Annotated in this window: 9 protein-coding genes; 4 read left to right on the forward strand and 5 right to left on the reverse strand. The window is 69.3% G+C overall.

The features are described 5' to 3' along the window. Nucleotides 1-22 precede the first annotated feature (22 nt). Nucleotides 23-730, reverse strand: a complete 708-nt coding sequence (locus ACMGER_RS14340; protein WP_436812803.1) for an endonuclease V — start codon at nt 728-730, stop codon at nt 23-25. 209 nt (nt 731-939) lie between these two features. On the opposite strand from ACMGER_RS14340, the gene ACMGER_RS14345 reads away from it, so the two are divergent. Together ACMGER_RS14345 and glnA are read left to right on the forward strand one after the other, a co-directional pair. Beyond that, complete coding sequence (locus tag ACMGER_RS14345; RefSeq protein WP_118863029.1) at nt 940-1278, forward strand: P-II family nitrogen regulator; 339 nt, start codon at nt 940-942, stop codon at nt 1276-1278. Nucleotides 1279-1371: 93 nt separating this feature from the next. Further along, complete coding sequence (gene glnA, locus ACMGER_RS14350; RefSeq protein ID WP_436812804.1) at nt 1372-2784, forward strand: type I glutamate--ammonia ligase; 1413 nt, start codon at nt 1372-1374, stop codon at nt 2782-2784. 299 nt (nt 2785-3083) lie between these two features. Here the strand turns inward: glnA and ACMGER_RS14355 are convergent, their stop codons facing one another. Continuing rightward, nucleotides 3084-5351 (reverse strand): TonB-dependent receptor, encoded by a 2268-nt coding sequence (locus tag ACMGER_RS14355; protein WP_436812894.1) that lies wholly within the window; start codon nt 5349-5351, stop codon nt 3084-3086. A gap of 226 nt (nt 5352-5577) precedes the next feature. On the opposite strand from ACMGER_RS14355, the gene ACMGER_RS14360 reads away from it, so the two are divergent. Next, nucleotides 5578-6888: a M20/M25/M40 family metallo-hydrolase gene (locus tag ACMGER_RS14360; protein ID WP_436812805.1), complete on the forward strand. Its 1311-nt coding sequence runs from the start codon at nt 5578-5580 to the stop codon at nt 6886-6888. 36 nt (nt 6889-6924) lie between these two features. Here ACMGER_RS14360 and ACMGER_RS14365 read toward each other — a convergent pair whose 3' ends face one another. Next, nucleotides 6925-7902, reverse strand: coding sequence for a quinone oxidoreductase family protein (locus tag ACMGER_RS14365; protein ID WP_436812895.1), 978 nt, complete (start codon nt 7900-7902; stop codon nt 6925-6927). Nucleotides 7903-7987: 85 nt separating this feature from the next. Here ACMGER_RS14365 and ACMGER_RS14370 point away from each other — a divergent pair, with 85 nt between their 5' ends. Further along, nucleotides 7988-9412, forward strand: coding sequence for an aldehyde dehydrogenase family protein (locus ACMGER_RS14370; RefSeq protein WP_436812806.1), 1425 nt, complete (start codon nt 7988-7990; stop codon nt 9410-9412). A 4-nt stretch (nt 9413-9416) separates the two neighbouring features. On the opposite strand, the gene ACMGER_RS14375 is transcribed toward ACMGER_RS14370, so the two are convergent. Both ACMGER_RS14375 and ACMGER_RS14380 read right to left on the reverse strand, forming a co-directional pair. Continuing rightward, the gene (locus ACMGER_RS14375) at nt 9417-11174 is read right to left on the reverse strand and encodes an SLC13 family permease (RefSeq protein ID WP_436812807.1); all 1758 of its coding nucleotides are present in this window, start codon (nt 11172-11174) and stop codon (nt 9417-9419) included. A gap of 43 nt (nt 11175-11217) precedes the next feature. Beyond that, complete coding sequence (locus ACMGER_RS14380) at nt 11218-15276, reverse strand: translocation/assembly module TamB domain-containing protein (RefSeq protein WP_436812896.1); 4059 nt, start codon at nt 15274-15276, stop codon at nt 11218-11220. Nucleotides 15277-15314 lie beyond the last annotated feature (38 nt).

Genomic DNA, 15314 nt, shown 5'->3' on the forward strand with positions numbered 1-15314 from the left:
GAAGGCCTGGCACTTCAAAATGTTATGAGGCCGACTCCTGAGCCTCCGCCGCACGCCGTGTCGCATTGGCCGCATCGTGCGCCAGCCGGATCGGCAGCGGCAGGCGGCGTCCGTCGCACAGCTTCAATACCCATGAGACCGCGGTATCGAGCGACACGCGGTGGCCGATGCTGACATAGATCGGCTGCGCGCGAGGACGGGTGCGGAGCGCCACGCCCACCACCTCGCCACGGTCGACCAGCGGCGCGCGGTCGCCCGGTGCCGGCCCCAGCGCGCCTTCGATACGGCCGCACAGCAGCGTCTTCGCGCAGCCGATCGTCGACACGTCGGCCACCACGCCGAGATGGGTCGCGATCCCGCAGCGGCGCGGATGCGCGCGGCCGTGACCGTCGACCAGGATCAGGTCGGGCATCGCACCGAGCCGCCGCAGCGCCGCGACGATCGCCGGCGTCTCGCGAAAGCCAAGATAGCCAGGGACGTAGGGGATCCGCGGCACCATCGTCACGCTCGCTGCCGGCAGCGGCTCGCCCGGCGGCCAGCGGAGCGGGGCGACCGCCGCATGGATCGGCCCGCGCACGTCGCGCCAGCGCATCGAGGTGTCGACGCCCGCGACGGTGCGGACAGGTCCCAGCCGGTCGACGGTCTCGCCTGCCGCCGCGATCGCACGCTGGGCCGTGGCGGCGATCGAGAGATCGGGCGGGGCGAGCCAGTCGGCGGGAACGTCGCGCATCCTTGTCTCCTTCCTCGCTGCCGTCCGATTGGGCAACGGCGCGCCCGCTGCCCAATTGCTGGGCAACGCTCGGCCTTCGATTGCGATGCGGCGGTGCAACGGCGCGAGGATTTCCACCGCATCCGCGAATGGCACGCTTGCTGCAAGCCGCGCGATCAGGGAGTATGGGGCCGCTCTCAACACAGCGACCAACAGGGAAACCCAAGCCGGTGAAGAAGATTGAAGCCATCATCAAGCCGTTCAAGCTCGACGAGGTGAAGGAGGCGCTGCACGAAGTGGGCGTGTCCGGCATCACCGTCACGGAAGCCAAGGGCTTCGGGCGGCAGAAGGGGCATACCGAGCTTTACCGGGGCGCCGAATATGTCGTCGACTTCCTGCCGAAGGTGAAGCTGGAGGTAGTGGTCGAGGACGGGCTCGCCGACCGGGTGGTGGAGGCGATCGCCGCGGCGGCGCAGACCGGCCGGATCGGCGACGGCAAGATTTTCGTGATCCCGGTCGAGACGGCGCTGCGCATCCGCACCGGCGAGCGCAACGAGGACGCGATTTGACGCGGCGCAATAATCTGTGAAGACGATGCACCGCGGCGCAACATGATTCTGCCGCATCCCGGCGGCACATTTTGAGAGAGCAAAGGGCAAGACATGGCGAATTCGGCGAGTGACGTCCTCAAGATGATCGAGGAGAAGGAGATCGAGTGGGTCGATCTCCGCTTCACCGATCCGAAGGGCAAGTGGCAGCACCTGACGATGGTCTCGAGCGTGCTCGGCGAGGACGAGCTGACCGACGGCCTGATGTTCGACGGTTCCTCGATCGCGGGGTGGAAGGCGATCAACGAATCGGACATGATCCTGAAGCCGGACCTCGACGCGGTCTATGTCGATCCCTTCTCGGCGACGCCGATGCTGATCCTGATCTGCGACATCGTCGAGCCGTCGACCGGCGAGCTTTACGCCCGCGATCCGCGCTCGACCGCGAAGCGCGCGGAGGCGTACCTCAAGACCACCGGCATCGGCGACACGGTCTACGTCGGCCCCGAGGCCGAGTTCTTCATGTTCGACGACGTCCGCTTCGAGAACGGCTACAGCACCAGCTACTACAAGATCGACGACATCGAGCTGCCGACCAACACCGGCCGCGAATATGAGGGCGGCAACCTCGCCCATCGTCCGCGCGCCAAGGGCGGCTATTTCCCGGTCGCCCCGGTCGACAGCGCGGTCGACATCCGCGGCGAGATGGTCTCGACCATGCTCGAGATGGGCCTGCCGTGCGACAAGCACCACCATGAGGTGGCGGCGGCGCAGCATGAGCTGGGCCTGACCTTCGGCACGCTCACCACCACCGCCGACCGGATGCAGATCTACAAGTACGTCGTGCACCAGGTCGCGCACGCCTACGGCAAGACGGCGACCTTCATGCCCAAGCCGATCAAGGAGGACAACGGCTCGGGTATGCACACCCACCTGTCGATCTGGCAAGGCAAGGAGCCGCTGTTCGCCGGCAATGGCTATGCAGGCCTTTCCGACACCTGCCTCTACTTCATCGGCGGCATCATCAAGCACGCCAAGGCGATCAACGCCTTCACCAACCCGACCACCAACAGCTACAAGCGGCTGGTGCCGGGTTACGAGGCGCCGGTGCTGCTCGCCTATTCGAGCCGCAACCGCTCGGCCTCGTGCCGCATCCCGTACGGCGCGGGCGCAAAGTCGAAGCGCGTCGAGGTGCGCTTCCCGGACGCGATGGCCAATCCGTACCTCGCCTATGCGGCGCTGCTGATGGCCGGCCTCGACGGCATCCAGAACCGCCTCCACCCGGGCGACGCGATGGACAAGAACCTCTACGACCTGCCGCCGGCCGAGCTCGCCAACGTGCCGACCGTGTGCGGCTCGCTCCGCGAGGCGCTCGACAGCCTGGAGGCGGACATGGACTTCCTGCTGAAGGGCGACGTGTTCTCGAAGGACCAGATCGAGGCCTATGTCGAGCTCAAGCGCGAGGAGGTCGCCCGCTGGGAGATGACGCCGAGCCCGGTCGAGTTCGATATGTACTACAGCGCATAGGCGCGGCCGCGACCGCGCCCGTTGCGGACCGGCAAAGCCCGGTCCGCAACGCGCTGTACGGCCGGCCTCGCCAAAGCGAGGACCGACGGCGCGGCTTCGCCCGGCGTCCTGCCGCACAAAGAAAAGGGCGCCCGGATTACCTCTGGGCGCCCTTCTCGTTTCCAGACTCGAAAGTCGGATTCAATCAGCGTAAATCGTTCCCCGGCGAAGGCCGGGGTCCAGTATCGAACCGCTCGCAACTGGGCCCCGGCCTTCGCCGGGGAACAGCTGTTTCGAGCCGGATGGATAAACCTCTGCTCTCAGCGGAACTTGCCGCTCAGCGACACGCCGATGATGCGCGGCTCGTTGAACACCGCGGCCATGTAGTTCTCGATCACGCCCTTGAGGTTCTTCTCGTTGGTGATGTTGCGCGCGAATAGCGCGACCTCGTATGCGTCATCCTTCGCGGCATAACCGATCTTCAGCCCGCCCTCGAAGTTGCCGTTCGAGGTGAACTCCCTGGTCCGGTAGAGCACGAACTGGGTATAGCCCTGCAGGTTCCAGTCGGTCGCGACGAAGGCGCGGCCGCCGTTGCCGAGCGGCAGGTCGTAACGCGCGTTGACGTTGAGGTTGTACTCAGGCGCGTTGGGCAGGGGCTCGCCGTCGATCTGCGCGAACACCGCGGGAGCGCCGAATACGGGACGCGTGATCGTCGGATTCTCCACCGTGCAGACGACTACGCCGTTCAACGCGCAGACCTGTGCGTAGACGCGCTTGTCCTTGATCTCGCTGTGCAGCAGGCTGAGCCCCAGCCCCGCGGTGAAGTTGCGCGTCGGCCGCCATTCCAGGTCCGCTTCCAGGCCATAGGCATAGGCATGGTCGGCGTTGAACAGCACGCCGTTGCCGTCGGCATCGTTGCCGTTGAGCTGGATGTCCTTGACCGAATAGGCGAAGGCGGTGGCGTTGAAGCGCAGCGTGTTGTCGAACAGGTTGCTCTTGAAGCCGGCTTCGAGTGAGGTGATCGTCTCCGAATCCGCGGTGGTGAAGTCGGAGTTGAACACCGCCGAGCGCCCCTGGATGGTCGGGCCGCGGAAGCCGCGGGCGAGACGGGTATAGAAGCTGAGGTCGGGGTTCGCCTGCCACATCAGGCTGACGTCCCAGCTCGGCTTGGTATCCGACAGGCGGACGTGGCGGCGGCCGCGATAGGTCACCACGCCGGCCGCGGTGTCGGCGGTCTTGATGAGGTCGGTCTTCTTGGTGTCGTTGGTCTCGCGCGCGCCGATCGTCAGCGTGAAGTCCGGCGCGAACTGGTAGCTGAGCTGTCCGAACACCGCCCATGAGGTGTTGATGTTGTGCAGCCGCACCCAGTTGTTCGGGTTGTTCGCCGGCGGCGTCAGGAAATAGGCGCGCTGGTAGAAATCGGTGATGTCGCGGCTGTCGAAATACATGCCGCCGAGCTGCCACTTGACCGGGCCGTCGCCGTTGCTGGCGAGGCGGACCTCCTGCGTCCACTGGTCGAGGTCGCGGACGTTGCCCTGCGACTGGCCGAAGCCGTTGGGCGCGCCGTTCACCGGGAAGTCCGCCGCCGCGCCGCCGTCGGTGTCGCCGCGGCTGTAGCCCGAGGTCGTCTCATAAGCGGTGATCGAGGTCAGCGTGACCGGGCCGAAATCATAGGCGGCGCGCACCGACCCGCCGTAGGTGTCATAGGCCTGCCGATTGTCCTGCGCCTCGTCATAGGCGACCGTGCCGCGCGGCTCGTCCGAGACGTCGTTCGATCCCTTCCTGAGCGCGGCGCGATGGAACAGCGTCGAGGTGCCCTCGTACCAGCGGGCATGGGCCGAGGCGGTGATCGAGAAGGCATCGGTCGGCTCGAGCAGCAGCTGGAAGCGGACGTTGCGGTCGTCATAGCCGCCCATCGCGTCCTTCTTCGGCGTCTCGGTGCCGTCGGCGCTGGTGTCGGCAAATGTGTTGTCGACCCAATCGTCGCGGTGCTGGATCAGCGTCGACAGGCGGAAGGAGATGCCGTCGGCGATCGGCCCGCCGACGCCGGCGTCGAGGCTGACCGTGTTGTAGCTGCCGTAGGAGAGATCGGCGCGGCCCTCGAAGTCGTGGCTCGGCTGGATGGTATCGAACTTGACGATGCCGGCGGTGGTGTTGCGCCCGAACAGCGACCCCTGCGGCCCGCGCAGCACCTCGACCTGGCGGATGTCATAGGCCGGGTTGGACTTGAGCACGACATGCTCGAGCACGACGTCGTCCTGGATGATCGACACCGGCTGCGACGCGCCGAGGTAGAAATCGATGTTGCCGAGGCCGCGGATGTAGAAGCGCGGGAAGATGCGGCCGGTGGTCGTCTCCGCATAGAAGCTCGGCACGCGGCCCGACAGCGCCAGCAGCGTGTCGTCGCCGCCGCTGGTGTAGGTGCGCAGGTCCTGCCCGCCGACGACGCCGACCGAGACGGGCACCTTCTGGAGATTCTCCGAGCGACGCTCGGCGGTGACGACGATGTCGCCGACGCCCTCCTGCGGCGCGGCGTCGGCCGTCGGCGCGGCACTGTCCTGCGCATGGGCCGAGACGGCGCCGAGCATCGCCGTGGCGGCGCTCAGCAGCAGGATGGATTTGGTGAGTTTCAGATGCGGCACGAAGGCCCTCCCTGGGACGTGGGTTTGGTTCTGCCCCCTCCTGTGCCGGGCATTCTGCGACGCTTGGCGCGGGCGCGGTATCGATAGCTTGTGACCGAATCGTGACCCGCTGGGTCGGCCTGTCATGTGATGGCCGCTTCCCTCGCCGCGCCGGCTTTGTTAGCCCGGCGGAATGACCCATGTCCTGCCCACCCTGATCGCCGCCGGCCTCGCCGTCGCCGGCCTGCCCGCTGCCGCACAGGGCCTCGTTCCCGCCGAGGCGAAGATGAAGGCCGTGATCGCCGCCGAACAGGACCGCGACATCGCGCTGCTCGAACGCGCGGTGAACCAGAATTCGGGGACGCTGAACCTCGACGGGGTGCGCAGGGTCGGCGACATCTTTCGCGCCGAGCTGGAGCCGCTCGGCTTCGCCGTGCGCTGGGTCGACCAGTCGGCGGTCGGCCGGGCCGGGCATCTGATCGCAACACACCAAGGCAACGGCAGGGGCAAGCGCATCCTGCTGATCGGCCACCTCGACACGGTGTTCGAGCCCGATTCTCCGTTCCGGAAGTTCGTCCGCGACGGCAGCCGCGCCACCGGACCCGGCACCAGCGACATGAAGGGCGGCAACGTCGTGATCGTCGCGGCGATGCGGGCGATGCAGGCGGCGGGAACGCTCGGGGACGCCGACATCCAGATCCACCTGATCGGCGACGAGGAACGTACCGGCACCCCGCTGGAGGCCGCGCGCAAGGACTTGATCGAGGCGGGCAGATGGGCCGACGTCGCGCTCGAATACGAAGGGCTCGCCGAGCAGGACGGTCGCGACATGGGCACCGTCGCACGGCGCAGCGCGGCGAGCTGGGAGCTCAGGACCAGCGGCACGACCGGCCATTCGAGCGGGGTGTTCTCGGTCGGCCTCGGCTATGGCGCGGTCTACGAGATGGCGCGCATCCTCGACGACTTCCGCCGCGAGCTGCCCGAGCCCAACCTCACCTACAATGTCGGCGTGCTGGCGGGCGGCACGCCGGCCGAGATCGATCCGTCGGGCTTTCGCGTCACCGCGCAGGGCAAGACCAACGTCGTCGCGGCGAGCGCGATCGCGCGCGGCGACCTGCGCTCGCTGACCCCCGAGCAGGACGCGCGGGCGCGGGAGAAGATGCAGGCGATCGTGGCGAAGCACCTGCCCGGCACCGGCGCGACGCTCAAGTTCTTCGACAGCTATCCGCCGATGGCGCCGACCGAGGGCAACCGGGCGCTGCTGGCCAAGCTCAATGTCGTCAACCGCGACCTCGGGCTGGAGGAGATGGGCGAATATGATCCCGCCAAGCGCGGCGCGGCCGATTCCGGCTTCGTCGCCGCCTATGCCGACACGCTCGGCGGCATGGGCGTCGCCGGCGGTGGCGCGCACGCCGAGGGTGAATGGGCCGACCTCGACAGCATCCAGCGCCAGGCGCTGCGCTCGGCCGTGCTGATCAGCCGGCTGGCGAAGGAGCGGCGTTAACTCAAACCCTCCCCGCTCGCTGGGAGGATTTGGGAACTACGGCAGCAACAAGCTGCTCCCTATCGTCTCCCCCGCCTCCATCGCGCGGTGGGCGTCGGCGGCATCCTCCAGCGCGAAGGTGCGGCCAATCTCGGGCCTGATCGCTCCCGCGCGCAGCATCGCGAACACGCGCTCGATGCCCGTCTTTCGCTCCTCGGGCGTCGCATAATAGTCGAACAGCGTCGGGCGGGTGACGAACAGCGACCCCTTGGCCGCGAGCACGCCGAGATTGACGCCGGTCACCGCCCCGCCGGCATTGCCGAAGCTGACGATCAGTCCCCTGCGCGCGGCACTGGCGAGCGACACCTCCCAAGTGGCCATGCCGACGCCGTCGAACACCACCGGCACGCCGGCGCCCTCGGTGATCTCGCGCACGCGCTTCGCCACATCCTCGGACTTGTGGAGGACGACATGGTCGGCGTCGGCCTTGCGTGCGGCCTCGGCCTTCTCCTCGCTGCCAACGGTGCCGATCACGGTGATACCGAGCGCCTTCAGCCAGCCGACCAGCAGGTGCCCCACCCCGCCCGCGGCGGCGTGGACCAGCACCGTCTGCCCCTGCTCAACCCGCGCGCAGCGCTCGACGAGGAACTCGGTGGTGCAACCCTTCAGCATCAGCGCCGCGGCGGTGCGGTCGTCGATGTCGTCGGGTAGTCGGAACAGCTCCTTCGCCGGCACGTTGCGCGCGGTCGCATAGGCGCCGCGGGTCGGACCGAACGTCGCCACCCGGTCGCCGGGCGCGAAGCCCTCGACGCCCTCGCCCACCGCCTCGACCACGCCGGCCGCCTCGGCGCCAAGGCCGGTCGGCAGCTCGAGCGGGTAGAGCCCGCTGCGGTGATAGGTGTCGATATAGTTGAGCCCGATCGCGGTATTGCGCATCCGCACCTCGCCGGGGCCGGGCTCGGGCACCTCGACGTCGACGATGCGGATCACCTCCGGCCCGCCGGTCGCTTCGATCCTTGCCGCCCGTGCCTGCATCGTCACCTCCGAACGCGTTTCGACTTGCAACGCTCCGCCCGCATCGCCATCCACATACCCAAGGTTCGAACCGATGGAGGCGAGGATGCGGAGCTATCTGAAGCACTATATTGGCGGCCGCTGGGTCGAAAGCCAGGGCGGCACGCGCCATGAGGTGATCAACCCGGCGACCGAGCAGCCATGCACCGAGATCACGCTCGGCACCGCCGCCGACGTCGATGCGGCGGTGAAGGCGGCGCGGGCGGCGTTCGAGAGCTTCGGCCGCACCCCGGTCGACGAGCGGGTGGCACTGCTCGAGGCGATCCTCGCCGAATACAGGAACCGCGCGAATGACCTCGCCGAAGCGATCGCGCTGGAGATGGGCTGTCCGATCGCCATCGCCAAGACCGCGCAGGTCGGCTCCGGCATCGGCCACCTGATGGCGGCGATCAAGGCGCTCAAGGAATTCCGGTTCGAGGAGACGATCAACCAAAGCATGGTCGTCCACGAGCCGATCGGCGTGGTCGCGCTCATCACACCATGGAACTGGCCGATGAACCAGATCGTCGCCAAGGTCGCCCCGGCGCTGGCGGCGGGCAACGCGATGATCCTGAAGCCGTCGGAGGAGGCACCCTCCTGCGCCGCGATCTTTGCCGAGATTATGGACAAGGCAGGCGTGCCGGCTGGCGTGTTCAACCTGGTCCAGGGCGACGGCCCCGATGTCGGCACCGCGCTGGCGCAGCATCCGGGGATCGACATGGTGAGCTTCACCGGATCGACCCGCGCCGGCATCCTCGTCGCCAAGAACGCCGCCGACACGGTCAAGCGCGTGCACCAGGAGCTGGGCGGCAAGTCGCCCTCGGTGGTGCTCGACAGCGCCGATTTCAGCCGCGCGGTGCCGGGTACGCTGATGAGCGTGCTGATCAACTCCGGCCAGAGCTGCATCGCCCCCACGCGCTTGCTGGTGCCCAGGGACCGGCAGGAGGAAGCGGTGGCGATCGCCAAGCAGGTGATGTCCGCCACCGAGACCGGCGACCCGCTCGCCGAGGGCCGCCACATCGGCCCGGTGGTAAACAAGGCGCAGTGGGACAAGATCCAGGGCCTGATCACCAAGGGCCTGGAGGAAGGCGCGAAGCTGGAGGTCGGCGGTCCGGGGCGGCCCGACGGGGTCGACAGCGGCTATTATGTCCGTCCCACCCTGTTCTCCAACGTCGCCAACGACATGACCATCGCGCGCGAAGAGGTGTTCGGGCCGGTCGTCACCATCATCCCCTATGAGGATGAGGAGGATGCGGTGCGCATCGCCAACGACACCGACTACGGCCTGTCGGCGGTGGTGTTCGGCGATGCCGAGGGCGTGAAGCGCGTCGCGCCGCGGCTACGCGCCGGCATGGTCTATGTGAACGGCGGCGCACCCGACCCCAACGTCCCGTTCGGCGGCTACAAGCAATCGGGCAACGGGCGCGAGTACGGCAAGTTCGGACTGGCCGAATTCATGGAGGTGAAGTCGCTGGTGGGCGCGCTGGCCTGATCGGTTACCGCACCGGCCACATCCACAGGATCAGCGGCGTCGCCACCAGCAGCACCAGCAGCGACAGGGGCGCGCCGAGCCGCGCATAGTCGCCGAACTTATACCCGCCCGGCCCCATCACCAGCGTGTTGCACTGGTGGCCGATCGGCGTGAGGAAGTCGCACCCCGCCCCCACCGCCGTCGCCATCAGGAACGCCTCGGGCCGATAGCCGAGATCGCCGGCGAAGGTCGCGGCGATCGGCGCCATCACCAGTACGGTCGCGGCGTTGTTGAGGAACGGCGTCACCGCCATCGCCGCGGCCAGGATCAGCGCCACCGCCCCCCACGGCGGCAGGCTGGCTGCGGCACCCGACAGCCAGGTGCCGATCAATTCGGTGACGCCGGTGGTGCGCAGGCTGTCGCTGACCGGGATCAGCGCGCCGAGCATGATCAGGATCGGCCATTCGATATGGCCGTACGCCTCGCGTGCCGGCAGCGCGCCGGTCGCGATCACCAGCCCGGCGGCGGCGAAGAAGGCGACCGCCACCGGCACCAGCCCGATCGCGGTCGCGGTCATCGCCGCGGCGAGGATGGCGATCGGCAGCAGCCATCTGCGCGGGCTGCCGAGGCGGAGCTCGCGCTCCGCGAGCGGCAGCATACCGAGATCGCTCAGACGCTCCGGCATCTGGGGGAGCGGTCCCTGCAGCAGCAGCAGGTCGCCGGCCGCGAGCGTGATCCGCGCCAGCCGCCGGTCGAGCCGCTCTCCCCGCCGCGAGATCGCGATCAGGTTGATCCCGGTGCGCTCGCGCAGATGAAGGTCGCCGGCGGTCTCGCCGACCAGCGGCGAATCGATCGTCACCACCGCCTCGATCACACCGATGTCGTCGCCCTCGTGCTTGTCCTGGCCGACCAGCTCGAGCTCGTCGCGGGCGATGACCCGCTCCAGAACGTCGGGCGCGCCGCCCAGGATCAGCACGTCGTCCTCGCGCAGCTTCATGTCGGGGAGCGGGGCGGTGCGCAGGCCCGCGCGAAGCAGCGCCGCGACGCTGACATCGCCTTCATAGCGTTCGAGCAGCTCGCCGAGCGGGGTGCCGATCGCGCTCGACCCCTTGCCCACCCGCACCTCGGTCACATAGCTGGCGACGTCGAGCGCCTGGCCCATCGTCGCCGGCGCCTGGCGCCGTGACTGGATGCGATAGGCGAAGCGCAGGAAAATCAGGCCGACCACCGTCAGCGTGAGGCCGACCGGGGCATAGTCGAACATGCGGAACGGTTCGCCGGTCATGTCCTCGCGCACGCGGCTGACGATGATGTTGGGCGAGGTGCCGACCAGCGTGATGAGTCCGCCCAGCAGCGATGCGAACGACATCGGCATCAAGAACACCGAGGGCGAGGTGTTCGACCGCTTCGCCATCGAGAAGGCGGCGGGCATCAGCATCGCCAGCGCGCCGATGTTCTTGACCAATGCCGATGCGAAGCCGACGCTGGCCGTCAGCAGCAGCAATTGCGAACGGACCTGCGTCACGCGCTTGGCGAGCGACCCCAGCAGCCGTTCGACCACGCCCGACCGCTGCACCGCGCCGGACATCACCAGCGCCGAACCGACGATGATGACGATGTCGTCGGAAAAGCCGGTGAAGGCGTCCTTCGGCTTGACCACGCCGACCGCCAGCGCCGCGAGCAGCGCCAGGATCGCGACGACGTCGTAGCGCAGCCGCCCCCAGACGAAGAGCGCCATCATGCCCGCGAGCACGGTCACGGACAGGATCTGCGGCAGCGTCATCGTTCAGCCCTGAACCGCGCTGCCGCCGGGGAGTTCCGGCGCATCAATAATCCTTCGACACCCTGACGTTGGCGCTCTGGCGGCCGATGGTGGAAACGGTCGCGAGCAGCGACAGCCAGCGCGTCACCTGGAACTCCAGCCGCGTCGCCGAATAGCCCTGCCCGTCGGTGATGATCTCCACATAGGTCCGCCGCGTGACGTACTTGCCGGCCGCGATCGAGGTCGCCGCGCCGGTCTGCGGATCGGCGGGCAGGATGCGCAGGCGATCGAGGCCGGCGGCGCGGCGCACCGCGTTGATCGGGTTGAGCCCGTCGCCGCCCCCGCCCTGGAGCGCCGCCACCGCCGCGGCGAGCTGGAGCGCCTCGGGCGCCGACAGGTTGGTGATCGAGGTGCCGAACAGCAGGCGCGACAGCAGCTCGTCCTCGGGCAGTGCCGGGGTGCTGGTGAAGCCGATGTCGGGCTTGGACGCGGTGCCGGTGACGCGGATCGTCGCGTTGAGGCCCTGGGTGTCGGCATTGGCCGAGATGTCGAGCGCCGGGTTGGCCGGCACGCTGCCGTCGAAGCGGATGATGCCGCGCTCGAGCTCGAAGGTGCGCCCGGCGAACTCATAGTCACCGTCGATCAAGTCGAGCTGGCCGGTGATCTTAGGGTTGGTCGGCTCGCCGGCGATGGCGAGGTCGCCCGACCAACGGCTGTCGAGGCCGAGGCCCTGCACGCTGATCCCGCCAGGCGCGCGTGCCCGGATGTCGAGCTGCCACGGCTTGGCGGCGGTCTCCGCCTCGTCGTCGTCGGGACCACGCACGTTGATCTCGCGGATGTTGAGCTTGGGCACCGCCGCCGCGGTCGACGCCTGGCCCAGCCGATAGCGGCCGCCGTTGATCGTGATGTTGCCCGAGATGGTGCCGCCCGATCCGTCCGAGTGGAAGCGCAGCGGCCCGGTGACGGTGCCGCTGATGTCGTCGCGCGCGATCAGCCGGGCGCGCTGCGCCTGGATGTTGAGGTCAATGCCGAGCCCGTTCGCGCGGGAGAGATCGAACACGCCGCTGCCGCTGACGCTGCCCTGCCCCGGATCCTGCGCGGCCAGATGGTCGAGCACCAGGCGCGAGCCATCGAAGCGGCCGGAGGCCTGGACGTTGCGCAGCACGGTGCCGGTGACCGGGCTTTCCAGCCGCGCATTGTTGGCGCGCACCGAGCCGCGGATGCGCGGGTCGTTGAGCCGGCCGGTCACGTCGGCGCCGATCGCGACCGGGCCGGAGAGGTCGAACAGCTCGATGCCGGTCATCCGCCACAGGGTATCCGCCGGGCCGGCATAACGGAACTGCGCGAACAGCGGCGCATTCATCAGCCGGTCGCCCAGGCTGCCGTCGCCCAGCGGCGCAAGCTGCATCTGCCCGCGCCCGATGATGCTGCCGCGGCTCGCCACCACCGCACGCGCGGCCGCCTTGTTCGGCTGCAGGATGCCGGCGATGCCGACGTCGATCGGGGTCGAGGACAGCACCAGCCCCGACCGGGTGAGGCCGCGGACGGTCATGTCGATGCGGCCGGTCGGTGCCTCGCCGGCGTTCTGCGCATAGCGGAGCGTGCCGGACGCGCTGCCGCCGAGCCCGAGCCCAGGATAGCCGATGTCGAGCACCGACATCGGCATCCGCGACATGCTGGCGTCGAGTGCGGTCGCGGCGGCGGAGAAGCGGCCGGAAACCTCGGCGGTGCCGCCAGCGAAGCTGAGCTTGGTCGGCTGCAGCTGCCAGCCGTCGCCGTCGCGGACGATCACCGCCGGCGTGGTGAGGCTGATCGGCCGGCGATCGACCGTGCCCTGCGCCTGCACCGTATAGCGATCGTGCGCGATCCCGACCACCGACTTGATGTCGAACGCGCGCCCGCGCCGGCCGCTGATCGCGACGCGCGCCTCGCCGGTGCCGCCGACCAGCTTCACGCTGGCGTCGAGCCGCCCGACCGCCATCGCGCCGCGGCGCACGCCCCGCGCGGTGACGGTCGCGTCGATATTCGCGCCGTCCGGGTCGAGCACGACGCTCGCTTCCAGATGCCCGCGGCGGATGCGCAGGCCGTTGGCGAGGCGCGCGCGATCGGCGTCGACGGTGGCGTCGATGCGCTGGACGCCATTCTGCGGACGGAAGGCGAGCACGCCGGTGAGACCGTTGCCGGCGACGTTGAGCCGCCCCTCGAACCCGCCCGTGACGATATCGAGCGCGCCGTTGGCCCGCATCCCGCCGACGTCGAGCCGGGCGATCTCGATGCGGCCGGTGCCGCCCCTCGGCAGCAGGATCGCGCCCTCGCCGGTGAAGGCGCCGAGCAGCGATCCGCCCGCCGCGGTGAAGGCGAAGCCGGCCGGCGTGGGGGAGAGATGCGCCTTGACGTCGCTAAGGCCCATCGCCGCATTGGGTCGGGCGAGGACGAGGTCGATCGTCGGACGGCTGATGTCGCCGTCGAGGCGGAGCTGCACCGGCCCATAGGTCGCCTGGCTGCCCGAGCCTTCGAAATGGAACGTACCGTCGCGCCGGCGGAAACCGTTGCCGGCGAGCTTCAGCCCCGGCGAGGTCAGCACCAGCCCGCGGAAATGGAGCACCCCGTCGGGCCCGCGCTCCAGCCCGGTGGTGATGCGGGGCAGCCCCTGGGTCAGCGAGGCGAAGAAGCTGTTGTCGAGCCGCACCACCTGCGCCGCTCCGCGCCCGACCACGCGGGTGCCGCGCCCGCCCGGCCCTGGCACCACCGTCAGGCGCGACGTCACGTCGACCACGCCGATGCCGGGGATGAGGTAGCGCCGGAGTCCTCCGGAAAGGCCGACCTCGTACCTGCCGGTGCGCAGGTCCAGGAACAGGCTGATGCGGCCGTTGAGCTTGTCCGACCTCAGCACCAGATCATCGCCGGTGACCTGCCGGGCGGTGACGCGGAGCGGCCCGCGCACGCTGAGGTTGCGCAGGATGCCGCCGGCGACGTCGCCGACGCCGGTGACGCGCGCCGCGGTGAAGGCGAGCGGCACCAGCACCGGCGGCTTCGACAACCGCCCGCGCCCTGCGGCGCGCGCCACCTCGAACCCGGTATTGTCGAACGCGAAGCGATCCGCGGTGATGCGATAGTCGAAGCTCGCGGTCGCAAAGGCGCCGTCGAGGATCGCGCGCAGCTCGACGTTGCGGCCGGTCATGTTGGGGAACAGCGCCGGGGGCCGCAGCAGCCGGGCGGTGACGCGGACGTTGCGATAGGCGCTGGCGGCAAGGTCGAGCCCGCCGTTCGCCTCCACCACCAACGCCGCCGAGCGCAGCAACAGCGTGCCCTCCATCCGCCGGTTGGCAAGCGTGCTGGCGCCGCTCACCAGCACGCGCGGCGCCGTCAGCCGCTGGAGCCTGCCCTTGAGCAGGCTGCCGGGCGTGACCGTGCCGCCGAGCGAATAGCGGCCGGCATCGTTGGCGAGGCGCAGGTCGATCACCCGCACGCCGCCGACGTCGGCGGTGCCGGTGCCGCGCCACGCTTTCCAGCGGCCATCGCCCTGGATGTCGAGCGCCAGCGGGCGCGACACGCCGGCAAGCTTCGCCAGCACGCCGTTCGCCGCCCCCCGCGCGGCGAGGTCGATGTCGAAGCGGTCGCGATCCGGCTCGGCGTCGAGCCTCAACGTGAGGCGGTCGCTGCCCTGCACCACCGCCGCGAGATCAACCATCGCGCGGCCGGAGCGGATCTCGGCGCGGCCTCGGAGGCTGCCGTTGCGGACGACGCCGGTGACGGCGGGTGCGATCGTCAACCGGTCGACGCGCAACTCGCCGATCGCAATGTCGAAGCCCGGCAGGATCGGCCCCTTGCGGCCGGCGCGGATCGTCTGGGGCAGCTTCGCGAGGGTCGCGCGCGGGATGACGAGGCTGCGGATGACCAGCCGGTTGTTAAGCCATTCGAGCGGCCGCCAGTCGAGCTCGGCCCGCTGCGCTTGGAACACCAGCCCCCTGGGATCGCGCACACGCACGTCGATCAGCACCGCCTTGCCGTAGATCGACCCCTCGATCCGCCCGACCGAGTAACGCAGGCCGTTGGAAGGCCGGAGTGCCCCGATCCGGTCGGCGATGAAGCGATGGCCGATGCTGGTGTCGAGCAGCATCATCGCGCCCCCGGCGAGCACCGCCAGCAGCACCAGCAGCC

This window comes from Sphingomonas astragali (genome assembly GCF_051400615.1).
Lineage (GTDB): Bacteria > Pseudomonadota > Alphaproteobacteria > Sphingomonadales > Sphingomonadaceae > Sphingomonas.